Source organism: Pelosinus fermentans JBW45 (assembly GCF_000271665.2).
GTDB classification, from domain to species: domain Bacteria; phylum Bacillota; class Negativicutes; order DSM-13327; family DSM-13327; genus Pelosinus; species Pelosinus baikalensis.
The window spans coordinates 3,069,800-3,086,116 of record NZ_CP010978.1 but is presented as its reverse complement, the minus strand read 5'-3'; the positions used below and the strand labels follow the sequence as shown (position 1 = coordinate 3,086,116).

At 40.0% G+C, this 16,317-nt stretch carries 14 protein-coding genes and 3 tRNA genes; 12 read left to right on the top strand and 5 right to left on the bottom strand.

Annotated elements, in window-relative coordinates; genetic code table 11:
• Positions 1–64: 64 nt before the first annotated feature.
• Positions 65–964 (bottom strand): LysR family transcriptional regulator, encoded by a 900-nt coding sequence (locus tag JBW_RS13635; protein WP_007955481.1) that lies wholly within the window; start codon positions 962–964, stop codon positions 65–67.
• Between the two features lie 147 nt (positions 965–1,111).
• Here JBW_RS13635 and JBW_RS25380 point away from each other — a divergent pair, with 147 nt between their 5' ends.
• Positions 1,112–1,264: a hypothetical protein gene (locus JBW_RS25380; RefSeq protein ID WP_007955479.1), complete on the top strand. Its 153-nt coding sequence runs from the start codon at positions 1,112–1,114 to the stop codon at positions 1,262–1,264.
• A 112-nt stretch (positions 1,265–1,376) separates the two neighbouring features.
• Here JBW_RS25380 and mmdA read toward each other — a convergent pair whose 3' ends face one another.
• The gene (gene mmdA, locus JBW_RS13630; RefSeq protein ID WP_007955478.1) at positions 1,377–2,906 is read right to left on the bottom strand and encodes a methylmalonyl-CoA decarboxylase subunit alpha; all 1,530 of its coding nucleotides are present in this window, start codon (positions 2,904–2,906) and stop codon (positions 1,377–1,379) included.
• A gap of 674 nt (positions 2,907–3,580) precedes the next feature.
• Between mmdA and JBW_RS13625 the strand changes: the two genes are divergently transcribed.
• The 11 genes from JBW_RS13625 to JBW_RS13575 all read left to right on the top strand — a co-directional run bounded on the left by JBW_RS13625 (position 3,581) and on the right by JBW_RS13575 (position 13,436).
• Positions 3,581–4,537, top strand: coding sequence for an aspartate carbamoyltransferase catalytic subunit (locus JBW_RS13625; RefSeq protein ID WP_007935389.1), 957 nt, complete (start codon positions 3,581–3,583; stop codon positions 4,535–4,537).
• On the top strand, positions 4,521–5,810 hold the full coding sequence (locus tag JBW_RS13620; RefSeq protein WP_007955477.1) for a dihydroorotase: 1,290 nt from the start codon (positions 4,521–4,523) through the stop codon (positions 5,808–5,810). Before JBW_RS13625 ends, JBW_RS13620 begins: the two co-directional genes overlap by 17 nt.
• Positions 5,807–6,871 (top strand): glutamine-hydrolyzing carbamoyl-phosphate synthase small subunit, encoded by a 1,065-nt coding sequence (gene carA, locus JBW_RS13615; RefSeq protein ID WP_007955476.1) that lies wholly within the window; start codon positions 5,807–5,809, stop codon positions 6,869–6,871. The genes JBW_RS13620 and carA overlap by 4 nt, the downstream gene beginning before the upstream one ends.
• A 2-nt stretch (positions 6,872–6,873) precedes the next feature.
• Entirely contained in the window at positions 6,874–10,095 is a 3,222-nt protein-coding gene (gene carB, locus JBW_RS13610; RefSeq protein ID WP_007955474.1) for a carbamoyl-phosphate synthase large subunit, read from the top strand.
• Positions 10,088–10,855: a dihydroorotate dehydrogenase electron transfer subunit gene (locus JBW_RS13605; RefSeq protein ID WP_007955473.1), complete on the top strand. Its 768-nt coding sequence runs from the start codon at positions 10,088–10,090 to the stop codon at positions 10,853–10,855. Before carB ends, JBW_RS13605 begins: the two co-directional genes overlap by 8 nt.
• Entirely contained in the window at positions 10,852–11,775 is a 924-nt protein-coding gene (locus JBW_RS13600) for a dihydroorotate dehydrogenase (protein WP_007955471.1), read from the top strand. Before JBW_RS13605 ends, JBW_RS13600 begins: the two co-directional genes overlap by 4 nt.
• Before the next feature lie 17 nt (positions 11,776–11,792).
• Positions 11,793–12,512 (top strand): orotidine-5'-phosphate decarboxylase, encoded by a 720-nt coding sequence (gene pyrF / locus JBW_RS13595; RefSeq protein WP_007955469.1) that lies wholly within the window; start codon positions 11,793–11,795, stop codon positions 12,510–12,512.
• Positions 12,509–13,081, top strand: a complete 573-nt coding sequence (pyrE, locus tag JBW_RS13590; protein WP_007955468.1) for an orotate phosphoribosyltransferase — start codon at positions 12,509–12,511, stop codon at positions 13,079–13,081. Before pyrF ends, pyrE begins: the two co-directional genes overlap by 4 nt.
• 120 nt (positions 13,082–13,201) lie before the next feature.
• Positions 13,202–13,277: transfer RNA gene (locus JBW_RS13585), tRNA-Asp, on the top strand.
• A gap of 7 nt (positions 13,278–13,284) precedes the next feature.
• Positions 13,285–13,359 (top strand) — tRNA-Gly (locus JBW_RS13580).
• Position 13,360: 1 nt separating this feature from the next.
• Positions 13,361–13,436, top strand: a tRNA-Trp gene (locus tag JBW_RS13575).
• A 105-nt stretch (positions 13,437–13,541) separates the two neighbouring features.
• On the opposite strand, the gene JBW_RS13570 is transcribed toward JBW_RS13575, so the two are convergent.
• Genes JBW_RS13570 through JBW_RS13560 form a run of 3 tightly spaced genes read right to left on the bottom strand, consistent with a single transcriptional unit; the run spans position 13,542 to position 16,227 of the window.
• On the bottom strand, positions 13,542–14,336 hold the full coding sequence (locus JBW_RS13570; protein ID WP_007955466.1) for an ABC transporter ATP-binding protein: 795 nt from the start codon (positions 14,334–14,336) through the stop codon (positions 13,542–13,544).
• 17 nt (positions 14,337–14,353) lie between these two features.
• On the bottom strand, positions 14,354–15,127 hold the full coding sequence (locus tag JBW_RS13565; RefSeq protein ID WP_007955464.1) for an ABC transporter permease: 774 nt from the start codon (positions 15,125–15,127) through the stop codon (positions 14,354–14,356).
• Positions 15,128–15,156: 29 nt separating this feature from the next.
• Complete coding sequence (locus JBW_RS13560; RefSeq protein WP_007955462.1) at positions 15,157–16,227, bottom strand: ABC transporter substrate-binding protein; 1,071 nt, start codon at positions 16,225–16,227, stop codon at positions 15,157–15,159.
• Between the last annotated feature and the right edge of the window lie 90 nt (positions 16,228–16,317).

The window sequence follows — 16,317 nt, the reverse complement described above, 5'->3', positions numbered from 1 at the left end:
TTGTCTATACTATTTGCCATTCGCATGAAAAAACCTTCTCCTTTTTTAGAATGAGGAGAAGGTTTTATCGAGTATGTTCATTAGATGTAAAATAATCTTCGGCGAACTGTAACCATAAACGCGCGGCGTGGGACATGAAACGCCCTTTTTTCCATATGATGGACATGCTGTGTATGATCTGAGGTCGTACTAATGGTACAGAGGCAATGCGATTTGAGTCTAATTCTTTGCACACTTCACTAGGCAAGAACGCAATTCCCAGATTAGCGGCTACGATTTGCGTCATAAGCTCACGCTGAGAAGTTTCAAAAATAACGTTAGGAGAAAAACCTGCCTTTTTGCACTGATTTATAATTTCATCATGCAGACTAAAATCTTCACTGTATAATACAAAGGATTCATTTGATAATGATGCTAGTTCAATTGACGATAATTGACCTATAGGATTCTGAGAGGAGACGATGACGAAAAGGGGGTCCTTGGTAAAAGAACGAGAGTCAAAGTGCTCATTATCTGGTACTATACAGATTACGCCAATATCTAAGGTTCCGTCTTGGATTGCGAGTGCTACTTTTTTTGATCCATATTCTGATAGGTTGATTTCGATTTGTGGATACTTCTTTTTAAATTCTCCCAGCAACTCAGCAAATATGGTAGAACTAGTGATTGGAGGCAGACCGATGAAAATTTTGCCTCTTTCCATTTTGATTTTATTTTCGAATTCAGTAGTAAGATTATGAAACATTACCACTACTTGCTGTGCCTGATCTAAGAAGACCATGCCTGCATCGGTTAACTGTACATATTTCGAAGTTCGATTAAACAAGGAAGTTCCTAATTCGGTTTCCAAATCTTTTATCATTTTACTAATCGCTGATTGGGATACGTGAGTTATATTAGCGGCTTTACTAAAACTTTTTTGACGAGCCACTTCAACAAAATATTCTAAATGTCGTATATCCATAGTAAACACCTCTGAATATAGTTTACTATCTATTTTAGTTATAGTAAAGATTACAATTATATATTTTACTTATAAAAAGATTAGATTTAAAATGAAGACAGAGAAAAAAGAGAGAGAGACTTTATATATATCGGAGGAGATGTTCTTATGATTAATCAACAGGCATATCGAAAAAGCTTTATAGGAGAGATGAATGCTATGAAAAAGGATAAAACCAGAGTAGAAAAGGAAAATGTTAATAAAAATGTAGATATTACACAAACTAAAGAATTTTGGTCTACATTAGCAGTAATCAGCTAATAATGAGAAGTTTTTTATACTTCTGAAAATGCTCAATAAATACACGTAAGAAGCATTTTATAAAGAAAAGCTCTGCATTCCACACGAAATGGAATGTAGAGCTTTTTGATTTTTATAGAGGGATATTGCCGTGCTTTTTTGAGGGTCTAGTTTCTGTTTTTGTTTTGAGCATGTTAAGAGCTTCGATGATGCGGATTCTCGTTTCTTTAGGTTCAATAATATAATCAACAAAGCCCCGTTCAGCAGCTTTGTAAGGCGTTGCAAAATCATTTACGTATTTTTGGGTTTTTTCTGCTACCTCTGCATCTCCTCGAAAAATAATATTGGCTGCTCCGGCAGGACCCATTACAGCAATTTCTGCTGTTGGCCAAGCGAATACCATATCGGCTCCCAGGTGTCTTGAGCACATGCCAATATATGCTCCGCCATAGGATTTGCGGGTAATAACAGTAACCTTAGGAACGGTTGCCTCAGAATAGGCGTATAAGACCTTGGCGCCATGGCGGATGATTCCGCCATATTCTTGACTAGTGCCCGGCAGGAAACCAGGGACATCTACTAAAGTCACTAAAGGAATATTAAAGGCATCGCAAAAGCGGATAAAGCGAGCGCACTTATCCGATGTATTAATATCCATACATCCAGCCATTACTTTAGGCTGACTTGCAATAATTCCTACACTTCGACCGTCCATGCGAGCAAAACAAGTGATGATATTTTGTGCGAAAAAAGGTTGAGCTTCATAAAAATCACCAGTATCAACAATCATTCTGATGATATTTTTCATATCATAGGGAATTGAAGGATCATCAGCGATTGCAGTATTTAAGGCTTCATCCATACGATTTGGTGCATCTGTAGTTTCGTATTTAGGTAAAGAATCAAGATTGTTACTTGGTAAAAAACTTAATAAATAACGAACCTGCTCTAGGCAATTTTCATCATTGGCAGCAATAAAGTGGGCAACTCCTGATGTAGAATTATGAGTCATTGCACCGCCTAATACCTCGGCAGAGACTTCTTCGCCAGTAACAGTCTTTATAACTTGTGGTCCTGTGATAAACATTTGACTCGTCCTATCCACCATAAAAACAAAATCAGTGAGTGCAGGAGAATAGACAGCTCCGCCAGCACATGGACCCATAATAACTGAGATTTGAGGAATCACTCCTGAAGCCATGGTATTATTGAAAAAGATATCACCGTATCCTGCTAATGCATCAACACCTTCTTGAATTCGTGCACCGCCCGAATCATTGATTCCAATAATAGGAGCTCCCACTTTTAAGGCCATTTCTTGGACCTTTACAATTTTAGCTGCATGCATTTCGCCTAGGGAACCACCAACGACAGTAAAGTCTTGTGCGAATACAAATACTAAGCGACCATTGACAGTGCCGTGACCAGTTATAACTCCTTCGCCAGGATTTTCCTGTTCTTCCATGCCGAAATTATTACAACGGTGTTTGATAAACTGATCAAATTCAATAAAAGTATTAGGATCAAGAAGTTTCGCTATGCGCTCACGAGCAGTAAGTTTACCGCTCGCATGCTGCTTTTCAATGCGCTTTTCTCCTCCACCTTGTTTAATCTTTTCTTGTTTTCTTTTTAACTCATTAATTTTTTCGAAAACAGTTGCCATGATTTTGCCTCCAATATTTTGCAAGGATAGAGTCTTTTATCTACCTTTGCAATGAATTTTAAAAAAGTAAAATTTGTATCAGGTAGTATAATCAGATAATAGTATCTGGTGCTAATGTTGTGATGATTTTTATTATAACAAAGAAATATCTCTTTATCAAGTTGAGTTGCTAAATAAAATGAGAGTAAGATGCAAGGACAATAAAAATTCTATCTAAAGTCTACATTTTTATGCTAATGGGTGGCTAAATCGATATTAAAATGGAATGCTTAATATGGTTGACAAATATACACTGGTTTGATATAGTATATTCAATAGAATACTGCCTTTAACGTAGTCCTGTGAGGCTGCAAAGGAGACATTTAATAGAGTAGTGTATATTTATGCCTTCTTGCGTTGCCACACGTGAGAAGGTTTTTTATGTTTTGTTAAAAGGATTGACAATCATTTCAGTAATTTGATAGTATATATATGAACAAAACATGCATAAATATAAATTGCTGTATTGTAATTAATATTGGTAGGGCGTATTCTATGGAAAAAATACAAATACTATCCTTTAAGCTAATCCAGAGAGTTTGGCAAGGATGTTTGTTTGGCACAAGCTTGTCTTGTTGTTCTTGAAACTCCTTGCGTATATAGTAAGGAGTTTTTTTATATAAGGAGGAGTCACGGTGAGTAAACGCCAGATATCATTACGCGGCAAAGATATTTTAGGTCTTGAAATGATGACAGTACCTGAAATAGAAGTAATTTTAGAGACAGCATGTCAAATGAAGGGGATTATTGATCGAGATATCAAAAAAGTACCTACATTAAGAGGGAAATCAATTGTAAACCTGTTTTTTGAGGCCAGTACTCGGACACGTACTTCTTTTGAATTAGCAGGTAAATACTTGGGAGCAGATGTGGTTAATATCACTGCTAGTGCCAGCAGCGTGACAAAAGGTGAAAGTCTTAGAGATACTTTATATACGGTTGAAGCTATGGGCGTCGATGTAATTGTTATGCGCCATGAAGCAGAAGGGGCAGCGCAATATGCAGCTAACGTAGCGTCGCCTGTAATCATTAATGCTGGAGACGGTGCTCACGAACACCCTACTCAAGGATTGCTGGACATGTTTACGATGAAAGAAGTCAAAGGAAAACTCGATGGATTAAAAGTAGCTATCGTTGGTGATATCTTTCATAGTCGAGTTGCTAGATCCAATATTTGGGGACTTTTAAAAATGGGAGCTGAAGTACATTTAGCAGGACCTAAAACATTAATGCCTTATTACATACAGGAAGTTGGAGTACATGTGCATAATAGGGTAGAAGAGGCTCTTGAGGGAGCTGATGTTGTAAATGTACTGCGCATTCAACGAGAACGGCAGCATAAAGGATTATTTCCTTCAGCACGAGAATATGCTCGCATTTTTGGTATTAATCAAGCACGCTTGGATTTAGCTAAACCAGATGCATTGATTATGCATCCTGGTCCTATGAATCGAGGATTAGAAATATCTCCTGATGTAGCATATGGTGATCAATCTGTTATTCAGGAGCAAGTAAAGAATGGATTGGCAATCAGGATGGCAGCTTTGTTTTTAGTGCTGACAGGAGGTAAGAACATTGAAACTACTGCTTAAGGGTGGAACCATTATTGATCCTACTCAGAATTATAATCAGGTAGCCGATTTACTTATTGAAAATGGTCTTGTTTCGAAAATCGGGGAGAATTTAAGTACAACAGGAGTAGAAGTTTTTGATGCCCAAGGATTGGTGATTGCTCCTGGATTTGTTGATATGCATGTACATTTGCGAGAGCCAGGCTTAGAGGCAAAAGAAGATATTGCATCAGGTACGAAAGCGGCCGCCGCGGGAGGCTTCACTACTATTGCTTGCATGCCCAATACTAAACCAGTAGTGGATCAGGCAATTATAGTCTCAGGAATATTGCATAGAGCCCAGTTGGAAGGAGTCGTCAATGTAAAGGTGATTGGTGCCTTAAGTAAAGGACAGCAAGGCAAAGAATTAGCTGAAATTGGTGATATGATATTGTCTGGTGCGGTGGCTATTTCTGATGATGGAAGTTCCTTAGATAACAATCGCCTTTTTAAAATAGGCCTGGAATATACAAGCATGTTTGGATGTCCTGTGATCTCTCATGCTGAAGATGAGTCTTTAGTAGATGAGGGAGTTATGCATGAAGGTGCTGTTTCGGCTATGTTAGGAATGAAGGGGCGCCCTTCGGTTGCAGAAGATATTGCTGTGGCTCGGGATATCATGCTTGCCCAGTACACAGATTCCCGCCTGCATATTGCTCACGTAAGTAGTAAAGGGGCAGTAGAATTAATTCGTCAAGCAAAAAAACGTGGTGTAAAAGTTACTGCTGAAGCAACGCCTCATCATTTGACACTAACGGATGAAGCGGTTAAAACGTTTAATACAGCAGCTAAAGTGAATCCGCCCCTGCGTTCTGCAGATCATGTTGCTGCCTTGTTAGAAGGGTTAAAAGATGGAACTTTGGATGCCATCGCGACAGATCATGCACCTCATGCTTTTGAAGAAAAAGATATTGAATTTAGACAGGCTCCACCTGGATTTGCAGGCCTTGAAACAGCATTAGGAGTCATTCTGACCGATCTTTACCATACTGGAAAATTTACATTGGTTGAGATTGTTGAAAAGATGTCAACTGCTCCAGCTTCAATATTGAATATTGAGGCAGGCAGTTTAAAAGCAGGTGCGCCAGCAGATATCGCTATTATTGATACTGAATTAGAATGGACTGTAGATAGTAGTGCTTTTTATACAAAAGGCAAGCATACTCCATTTGATAAAAAAATACTAAAGGGCAAAGCAGTTGCCACCATAGTAAGTGGTAAATTTGTGATGCGTAAGGGTAAGGTGTGTATATGAAAGGAAAACTTATATTAGAAGATGGGTCTGTGTTTTACGGGACATTAGTAGGAGACAGTACTGCTGTTGGTGAAGTGGTATTTAATACAGGGATGACAGGTTATCAAGAAATATTAACGGACCCTTCTTATTGTGGACAAATCGTAGCCTTGACGTACCCCTTGATTGGAAATTATGGTGTAGCAGAGTTGTTTCAGCAATCAAGAAAATCTTTTGTAAGAGGTTTTATTATTAGCGAGCTTTGTGAAGAGCCCAGCAATTATCAATGTGAAAATACGTTGATACAATATCTGACAGAGAATAAAATTCCTTGCATATATGGAGTGGATACTCGGGCCATTACCCGGCGTATTCGTTCGAATGGGACGATGAAAGGTGTTATTGTCCCAGAGGATGCTAGTGAAGAAATCGTAAAAAGATATTTCGACCTAGTACCCGTGATGAAAGAAGTACAGGAAGTAACAACTCCAGAGGTTTATGTGATGGAGAATAGTGGGCCTCACATTGTGGTAATGGATTTTGGCATAAAACGAAATATTTTAAATTCCCTTCATAATCTTGGCTGTAAATTAACGGTTTTACCAGCAGATGCAACTTCTGAGGAAATTTTAAAGCTGAATCCGGATGGTATATTTTTATCAAATGGGCCGGGAGATCCTAAAGATGTGCCTTACGCTATTGAAACGATAAAAGAATTAATTGGTAAGAAACCGATATTCGGTATTTGCTTAGGGCATCAGCTGATAGCCTTAGCCTTAGGTGCCGATACCTATAAAATGAAGTTTGGCCATCGGGGTTCCAATCAGCCTGTAAAAAACTTATTGACAGGCAGAGTGCATATTACGTCCCAAAACCATGGATATGCGGTAGAGGAATCTTCTTTGAAAAATATAGATGTATCGATCACTCATCGATCTGTAAATGATAATACTGTAGAAGGGATGCGTCACAAAGAATTACCAGTATTTTCGGTGCAGTATCATCCGGAAGCATCGCCAGGACCCGACGATAATACCTATTTGTTTGATGAATTTATGGCGCTGTTGCCGAAGGGAGTATAATTATGCCGAAAAAGAAATATCTTAAGAAAGTAATGGTAATTGGATCTGGTCCAATTGTAATTGGACAAGCGGCGGAGTTTGATTATGCAGGTACACAAGCTTGCCGTGCTCTAAAAGAAGAGGGATTGGAAGTCGTGTTGGTCAACAGTAATCCGGCTACGATTATGACAGATACCAATGTTGCAGACCGTGTATATATAGAGCCTTTAACTCCTGATTTTCTAGAAGCGATTATTGCGAAAGAACGCCCCGACGGTCTCTTGGCAACCTTAGGTGGTCAGGCAGGGCTTAATTTGGCTGTTAATTTGTATGAGAATGGTGTACTGGCCAATTTTAATGTAGAACTACTGGGGACTTCATTAGAAGCTATTAAAAAAGCTGAGGATCGTGAACTGTTTAAAGCAACGATGCAATCCATCGGCCAGCCTGTTCCAGAGAGTATCACCGTAGAAGATGTAGAAAGTGCTTGTGAATTTGCTCGGAAAATTGGTTATCCGATCATTGTGCGCCCTGCTTACACTATGGGAGGCGCCGGCGGTGGTATTGTGAATAATGAAAGTGAACTGATTGATGTCGTTATTCGCGGACTAAAGTATAGTATGATTGGTCAAGTACTCGTTGAACGCAGTGTCGCTGGCTGGAAAGAAATCGAATATGAAGTTATGCGGGATGCGGCAGATAATTGTATTGTAGTATGTAACATGGAAAACTTTGACCCTGTAGGCATTCATACGGGAGATAGTATTGTAGTAGCTCCATCACAAACCCTTAGTGACCATGAGTATCAGATGCTGCGAACTGCATCACTGAAAATTATTCGAGAATTGGGAATCGAAGGTGGCTGCAATGCACAATACGCTCTTGATCCTCATAGTAATCAATACTATGTTATTGAAGTAAATCCTCGGGTAAGCCGTTCAAGTGCCCTGGCTTCAAAAGCCACTGGTTATCCCATTGCGAAAGTGGCTAGTAAGATTGCGATTGGCTATCATCTTGATGAAATACAAAATGCAGTTACGAAAAAAACAATGGCCTGCTTTGAACCAACATTGGATTATTTAGTAGTTAAATTTCCCCGCTGGCCTTTTGACAAATTTATGTTTGCCGATCGAATCTTAGGTACGCAGATGAAAGCTACCGGGGAAGTGATGTCTATCGATCGCTCTTTTGAAGGTGCTCTGTTAAAAGCAGTACGTTCTTTGGAAATTGGAGTCAATCATTTGCAGATTCCCGAAATGGCTAACTTATCAACTGAAGATGTACGTGAAAAATTGAATATAGCCAATGATGAACGTATATTTATGATCGCAGAAGCATTGCGCAGAGCGATTTCAGTGGATGAAATTCATAAAATTACAAATGTAAATACTTTCTTTTTAAATAAGATCAAAGGCATTGTTGCTATGGAAGTACTACTGCAAACGAAAGAGATTACTTCGGAACGTATGCTAAAGGCCAAAAAGATGGGTTTTACAGACAAAACGATTGCAGCGTTGTCTGGTAGTTCCACTGAAGAAATCCGATCTTCCCGTAAAGCGCAAAATATAGTACCTTCTTATAAAATGGTAGATACTTGCGCAGCTGAGTTTGAAGCGGCTACGCCTTATTATTACTCAACTTATGCGCAAGAAGATGAAGTAACAGTATCTCATAAGCGCAAAGTAATGGTATTAGGTTCAGGACCCATTCGTATTGGTCAAGGGGTAGAGTTTGATTATTGTTCGGTGCATTCAGTCTGGGCACTTAGAGAAATGGGGCTAGAATCGATTATTGTAAATAATAATCCAGAAACGGTAAGTACTGACTTTGATACATCCGATCGCCTATACTTTGAACCTCTTACTCCAGAAGATGTAATGAATATTATTGATAAAGAAAAGCCTGAAGGCGTTATTGTGCAATTTGGCGGTCAGACGGCGATTAATTTAGCCGGTCCTTTAGCAAAAGCTGGTGTCAAGGTATTGGGCACCAGTGTAGACAGTATCGATCGTGCAGAAGATCGGGAGAGATTCGATGAGCTCCTTGAACAAAATAATATACCGCGGCCAAAAGGATCTACAGTGACAAATGGGATAGATGCAGTTATAGAAGCAAATAAAATTGGCTACCCAGTAGTGGTTAGACCTTCTTATGTATTAGGCGGGCGAGCTATGGAAATTGTCTATACAGAAGAAGAGTTAAAAGACTATATGACCAGAGCGGTAAAAGCATCGCCAGAGCATCCAGTGCTAGTGGACCGTTATATGCAAGGCACAGAGGTGGAGGTAGATGCCATCTCTGATGGTAAAGATGTCTTTATCCCGGGTATCATGGAACATGTGGAACGAGCCGGGGTTCATTCAGGGGATAGTATTGCTGTATACCCAACGAAAACCTTGTCTCAGGAAGTTATTGATACCATTGTGGATTATACTACTAGGCTGGCAGTGGGGCTTAATGTAAAGGGACTTATTAATATCCAATATGTAGTAGTCGAGGAGCAGGTATACGTAATTGAAGTAAATCCACGTTCCAGTCGTACCATACCTTTCTTAAGTAAAGTAACTGATGTGCCAATGGTAAATGTGGCCACTCGTATAGCGATGGGAGAAAGCCTTATCTCCCTTGGATATAAGTCTGGTTTGCTGCCAGCTAAACCTTATACAGCAGTAAAAGCGCCTGTATTCTCTTTTTCGAAGATGCAGCAAGTGGATATCTCCTTAGGGCCAGAAATGAAATCTACTGGTGAAGTCATGGGAATTGACTATCACTATGCCAGGGCGTTATACAAGGCAATCACTGGTGCAGGCATGAATGTACCGGAGTATGGTACTGTATTATTTACCGTAGCAGATAAAGATAAACAAGAAGGCGGAGAACTTGCTAAGTGCCTGGCCGATCTTGGATATCATCTGGTAGCTACTGGCGGAACAGCAAAACACCTGCAATCATTAGGCTTATCTGTCACTCTTGTAGATAAGGTGCATGAACATAAACCTGATATTATACAAATGATTAAAACGGGAAAAATTAACATGGTTATTAATACATTGACTCATGGTAAAGAACCAGAACGTGATGGATATAAGATCCGCAGAGCAACGGTAGAACATGCCATTCCTTGTTTTACTTCCATGGATACTGCTAAAGCGGTAGTAGAGGTTTTGACTTTTATGCGAGAACGTCGTTTATCTTATGTTTTAGCAATACAAGATTACGTTGGTGGAGGGGATAGTCTTGCCTAAGATGGTGGTTGAGGCCCGGATTGTGCGCAATACAGAGATTGGTGTTAACGTCAAAGAGTTAGTGCTATACGCACCTGAAATTGCAGCGCAAGCTGTACCAGGTCAATTTCTCCATGTTAGGGTAGCGGATTCCTATTATCCTTTATTGCGCCGTCCTCTTAGTATTTCAAGCGCAGATCGTATAGCTGGTACGGTAAGTACCATATATCGTGTAGTTGGTCAAGGTACTGCTTGCTTGGCGGCTTTGTCTAGCAAAGATTCTGTGGATTGTATGGGACCTTTAGGTAATGGCTTTGTCATACATGGTCAACGTCCACTATTGGTTGGAGGGGGAATGGGACTGGCGCCGCTACTATTTTTAGCTGGCGCCTTATGTCCGCGCCCTACAGAAATACTAATGGGCGGCCGTACCAAAGAAGAGATGTTCTGGGCGGATATGTTTCATAACAAGTGTGATGCGATCCACATTACTACAGATGATGGTACATTAGGCAGTTGTGGTGTAACTTTAGATCTTTTGCCAGAAGTATTAAAAAGTGGTGCATTTGATGTGATTTACACCTGTGGCCCCAGGATTATGATGGAGGGTGTAGCGAAAGTTGCTAAGACCTATAATATCCCTTGTCAAGTATCTTTAGAAGAATATATGGCTTGTGGTATTGGTGGTTGTTTATCCTGCACTTGTGCTGGGCAAGATGGATTGCGAAAAAAGGTTTGTACAGATGGTCCGGTTTTTTGGGCACAGGAGGTGATGTCATGAGCATCGGAGATAGTGATATGCTTGGCGTAACCATTGCAGGAATTAAAATGAAAACACCTGTTATGACTGCATCTGGAACTTTTGGTTTTGGGTTAGAATATAAAGATTTTGTAAACTTAAATAAAATTGGTGCAGTCGTTGTGAAAGGCACAACTCTATTGCCCAGGTCCGGCAATCAGGGACGGCGAATTGCCGAGACTCCTGCTGGTATGTTAAATTCTATCGGTTTGGAGAATCCGGGAGTAGATGAATTTTTATCCACGATATTGCCACGCTTAAAAGATTATGATGTACCAGTTATTGTCAACATTTCAGGCAATACAGTTGAAGAATATGGTGAATTGGCTGCTCGTCTCAATGTAGCTGATGTTGCTGGGGTAGAACTCAATATCTCCTGCCCTAACGTAAAAGAGGGAGGAATAGCTTTTGGTACTAACTGTAATAGTGCCTCAGCAGTAGTAAAACAAGTAAAAAGCAATACCGATTTACCGGTGATCGTAAAATTATCTCCGAATGTAACCGATATTGTCGCTATGGCCCAGTCTGTAGAAGATGCTGGAGCCGATGCAATATCCCTTATTAATACCTTATTAGGTATGTCGATTGACATTTATAAATGGCGTCCTGTACTAGGAAATGTAGTAGGAGGATTATCTGGACCAGCGGTGAAGCCGATCGCGGTACGCATGGTATGGCAAGTTGCTCGGGCAGTAAAGGTTCCGGTTATTGGTATGGGCGGTATTGTAACAGCAGAAGATGCTATTGAATTTATGCTGGCAGGTGCTAGTGCTGTGGCGGTGGGAACAGCAAACTTTATCAATCCTTGCGCTGCCCATTCTGTGGCAGATGGGATGAAGGACTATATAAAACAGCGTGGTTTATCTCATGTAAATGAACTGATAGGTAAAGTGAATCTATAAGTATTGGAAGTGAATGAATGAGTTGTGATCAGCGCTTAATAGTAGCCTTGGATGTACATAACATGGAGACCGTACAACAACTTGTGGAACAATTAGGGGATAGCGTGAGCTATTATAAAGTTGGTATGGAACTTTTTTATAGTGTAGGAAGCCAAGTAATTACCTATCTGCGTCAGCAGAATAAAGATATATTTTTAGATTTAAAGCTGCATGATATACCAAATACAGTAGGACAAGGATTGGCGACTCTAACGCAGTTAGGTGCAACTATGCTTAATGTTCATGCTTCAGGCGGATTTGCTATGATGCAAGCGGCAGCAAGAGCGGTAAAAAACAAAGCCGATGAGATGCAGGTGCAGCGTCCGAAATTGATTGCCGTGACAGTTTTAACGAGTATGAATGCGGATGAATGGTCAGCCCTTGGATATAATGCGAATTTGTCGCAGCAGGTGATTCATTTATCTCAATTAGCTCAAAAAGCAGGAATGGATGGAGTGGTGGCCTCTCCTCAGGAAGCTGCGCAAATTCAGGCTGTATGTGGTAATGAGTTTATCATTGTTACACCTGGCATAAGACCTAATGGTGCAGCGATTGATGATCAAAGCCGCATTGCTACGCCAGCAAGAGCTTTGAAAAATGGTGCGCATCATTTGGTGATCGGTAGGCCTATTACTGCTGCGGCAAATCCAAGGCAGGCTGTGAAAGACATTTTACAAGAAATGAGGGAACGAGCATGAAGGAAGAAGAAGTAAAGCAGTTATTTATCGATACGGGTGCCATCCTGGAAGGTCATTTCCTATTGACTTCTGGTTTACATAGCCCACAATATGTAGAAAAATTTCAAGTATTGCAATATCCAGAGCATACAGCTAAATTATGCAAGGCGTTGGCAGAAAGATTTGTTCAAGATCAGGTGGAATTAGTAATCGGTCCTGTTACTGGTGGAATTTTATTAGCTCATGAAGTAGGGAAGAACTTAGGAACTCGTGCGATTTTTACCGAGCGGGAAAATGGAAAAATGACTTTGCGGCGAGGATTTGTTATTCAGCCTGGTGAACGAGTATTAATTGTAGAAGATATTATTACAACAGGTGGTTCAGTACAAGAAGTTCTTGATGTTGTTAGAGAACATGGCGGGATTCCTGTAGGTGTAGGTATATTAGTAGATCGCAGCGGGGGTAAAGCGGATTTTGGTGTACCTCATCAAGCTTTGTTGCATCTGGATGTAAAAACCTATCAATCGGAAGACTGTCCTTCATGTGCTCAAAATCTGCCAATAACAAAACGTGGCAGCCGAAAATTATAAATAATTAGTACATTATAATCATAGAATCATAAAAAGAAATTAACATAATTCATTAAAAACTCTTGTATTTAAGATAAAGTTGTGTTATTATAATTAAGTCGGTGAATGACACGACAATGTGGCCCAGTAGTTTAGCGGTTAGAATGCCGCCCTGTCACGGCGGAGGTCGTCGGTTCAAATCCGATCTGGGTCGCCATTATTATGCGGGGATAGCTCAGCGGTAGAGCATCGCCTTGCCAAGGCGAGGGTCGCGAGTTCGAATCTCGTTTCCCGCTCCATAGGGGTATAGCTCAATTGGTAGAGTAGCGGTCTCCAAAACCGTTGGTTGAGGGTTCAAGTCCTTCTGCCCCTGCCAGAAATTTGCAAACGACACGATATTTTATCGTGTCGTTTTTAAGTTTATTCAAATTTTTCGTTACAAGTGAAAAGCAACTCACTAAATTTGTGGTTGCTTTTTTCTTTATGTGAAAGAATTATTTTTACTATTTGTTACTTCATCTCTTAGAATCAGCCAAATCGACTGGAATAATTGGTTGTATTGTAGTGAAGTGCGTATTTCAGATATCTTTCGAGGTCGGGGGAGATCGTTATTAACGATCGTTTTAATCATGCCTGGATTGGCACTCATTACCATGATTCGATCTCCTAAACATAAGGCTTCATCGATACTATGGGTGATGAAAACCGTCGTTTTCCTTGTTTCTTCCCAGATTCTTAATAATTCATGTTGTAGGAGGATGCGATTTTGTTCATCAAGTGCTCCAAAGGGTTCATCCATTAATAGGATTTCAGGATCGTTAGCAAAAGCGCGAGCTACGCTGACTCGCTGCTTCATACCACCAGATAGTTGGGAGGGATAGGCGTGAGTAAATTTACTGAGACCAATCATTTCTATATAATGCCTGGCTATTTCATACCGTTCCTTTTTGGGTATATTGCGCATGCGTAATCCGTATGAAACATTATCGAGCACTGTCATCCAGGGGAAAATCGATTGTTCTTGAAAAACCATAGAATTGATAGGACGATCTATATTGGTTGGCTTGATAGTGATAGTGCCGCCTGAAGAACTATCCAATCCTGCTAGTATGCGGAGTAGCGTTGTTTTACCACAACCGCTAGGTCCTACAATGCAGAAAAATTCTCCCTCGCCGATGGATAGTGAAATATCTTGTAAGGCTGTGATTTGACCAGAATTCGTATTAAAAATTTTACTGAGATTTGAGACTGAGATGCTTTCTTTCTCATAGGCCATTATATGCATCTCCTTTATTAGACTTGTTTTTTCCATGGAAGAACCCAATTTTCCAACATATCAAGGAGTAAAGAAAATACATAGCCAAGAAGGGATAGTGTGATAAGTGCTATAAACATTTGCTCGATGGCAAACATGTCATAGGCTCGCCATATCATCCAGCCGACCCCGGCTTTTGCAGCAGAAAGTTCGGCTGCTACAATTAGAATTAAAGCCATACCCATACCGAGTTTCAACCCTGCAAAGATCATCGGAAGAGCACCGGGAAGAGCAACGGTAAGATAAAAATTTTTACGGTTGGCGCCAAAATTTTGTGCTACATCTAAATAAATTTTATCGATACTTAATACCCCAGCCATAGTGTTAATTACAACTAAATAAAAAACACCAATTGCAATTGTGAAAATTTTAGAAGTTTCGCCCAGTCCAAACACTAATAGAATTAGAGGCATTAGAGCTAGTTTGGGAATCGGGTATGTGGCAGCAATCATCGGTTCAAAAGCTGAACGGATTAGAGGAGATAACCCCATACCAATACCCAATACTATGCCAGGGGCAGAACCAGCTAGAAAACCCCATATCACTCGTTGTACACTAACGGCAGTGTTATATAATAACTCACCAGACAACAAAAGCGGAATGAAAGCATGTAGTATTAGGCTGGGGCTGGATAATAAACGGGTATCAATAATATGAACACGAGCCATGACCTCCCAGAGAATGAGAATGCTCAATGGGGATAATATGGACAGTATTCGAATGAGTAACGAAGAATATTCTTGCTTTATCATGCTATCATCTCCAAGCGCTAAGGTTTATATTATTGATATGTTCCTAAGGTTTTTACTGCAAAATCGACATATTGATTATCTACGGCATCTTCATACTTTATATCTGATTTTAATAAGTTGTTTTCCTTATACCAATCTAAATCCAAGAGAATGCCTTTTGTACGAATATACCCATTCGGATTTAAGCCTGTGGGAAACATTTTTTCATATAAAGCAGGGTCTTTAATTACTGAGTACTTACAGAGAATATCAATGATCTCAGTTCTATTTTTATTTTTTACAAAACCATCATTGTAGTCTCTTAATGACTGTATGTAAGCGGTCATAAAACGGTTAGCTACAGTGGGGTTTTTTGTCATACTTGTTCCATAGACTAACAAGGCTGTTTGGGCATCGGGATCATAATCCACAGGGTCTTTCCATGGATCAGCCAAATCTTTGTTTATGCTAAGAGTGACAAAAGGTTCGATGATCATAGCTGCATCAATGCTCTTATTACCGAGGGATACCAGCATATCGGGAAAAGAGCGGATTACCTGAACATCAACGTCATTTATAGTTAATGCTCCTTTTTGTAGCACTCTAGATAATGCAATTTCATCAAGAGAGGCCGTACCAACAATGGCAATTTTTTTATTTCGCAGATCTTTATAATCTTTTATCGTATCTGTTAGATCCTTGCGGATTACAAGACGATAATAGCCTTGCCCGGGGAGGTTGATACCTTTATCAGCAACGATTTTTATAGGAATATCACGAGACATGGCGTTAAATAATCCTGAAGATGTAACGGTAGCGCCTACATCAAGTTGCCCGGCAGCTAATTGGTTGATCATTTCCTGTCCAGTGTTGAATTGTACCGGTTCGATTTTAATGCCCAGATCTTTGTAATAGTTCTTAGCCGTGCCAATCAGTATACCTGCATCGGATACAACTTGTTTCATACCCACTTTGACAACTGTTTCTTGAGGCAATGGTGATACTGCTGGTGCCCAAGCAGGACCGTTGTTTGCTGTATCGTGTGTTGTCGGATTTTGGCTGCAGGCAGTCATGAAGAGTACCAGTAATGCTATTGTTATGATTTTTATGCTGCGTTTCATAGATTTCCCTCCTAATCGATTTGATTGAGTTATCACATGATATTCATTTTTATTATATTTGGTGATAAAGCAGCAGGTTTTTAAGTATGA

Coding starts and splice junctions, on each gene's coding strand:
- JBW_RS13570 (WP_007955466.1), bottom strand. CDS start 14,336: ATGGCCTATGAGAAAGAAAGCATCTCAGTCTCAAATCTCAGTAAAATT.
- JBW_RS25380 (WP_007955479.1), top strand. CDS start 1,112: ATGATTAATCAACAGGCATATCGAAAAAGCTTTATAGGAGAGATGAAT.
- JBW_RS13635 (WP_007955481.1), bottom strand. CDS start 964: ATGGATATACGACATTTAGAATATTTTGTTGAAGTGGCTCGTCAAAAA.
- pyrF (WP_007955469.1), top strand. CDS start 11,793: ATGAGTTGTGATCAGCGCTTAATAGTAGCCTTGGATGTACATAACATG.
- JBW_RS13600 (WP_007955471.1), top strand. CDS start 10,852: ATGAGCATCGGAGATAGTGATATGCTTGGCGTAACCATTGCAGGAATT.
- JBW_RS13560 (WP_007955462.1), bottom strand. CDS start 16,227: ATGAAACGCAGCATAAAAATCATAACAATAGCATTACTGGTACTCTTC.
- carA (WP_007955476.1), top strand. CDS start 5,807: ATGAAAGGAAAACTTATATTAGAAGATGGGTCTGTGTTTTACGGGACA.
- mmdA (WP_007955478.1), bottom strand. CDS start 2,906: ATGGCAACTGTTTTCGAAAAAATTAATGAGTTAAAAAGAAAACAAGAA.
- pyrE (WP_007955468.1), top strand. CDS start 12,509: ATGAAGGAAGAAGAAGTAAAGCAGTTATTTATCGATACGGGTGCCATC.
- JBW_RS13565 (WP_007955464.1), bottom strand. CDS start 15,127: ATGATAAAGCAAGAATATTCTTCGTTACTCATTCGAATACTGTCCATA.
- carB (WP_007955474.1), top strand. CDS start 6,874: ATGCCGAAAAAGAAATATCTTAAGAAAGTAATGGTAATTGGATCTGGT.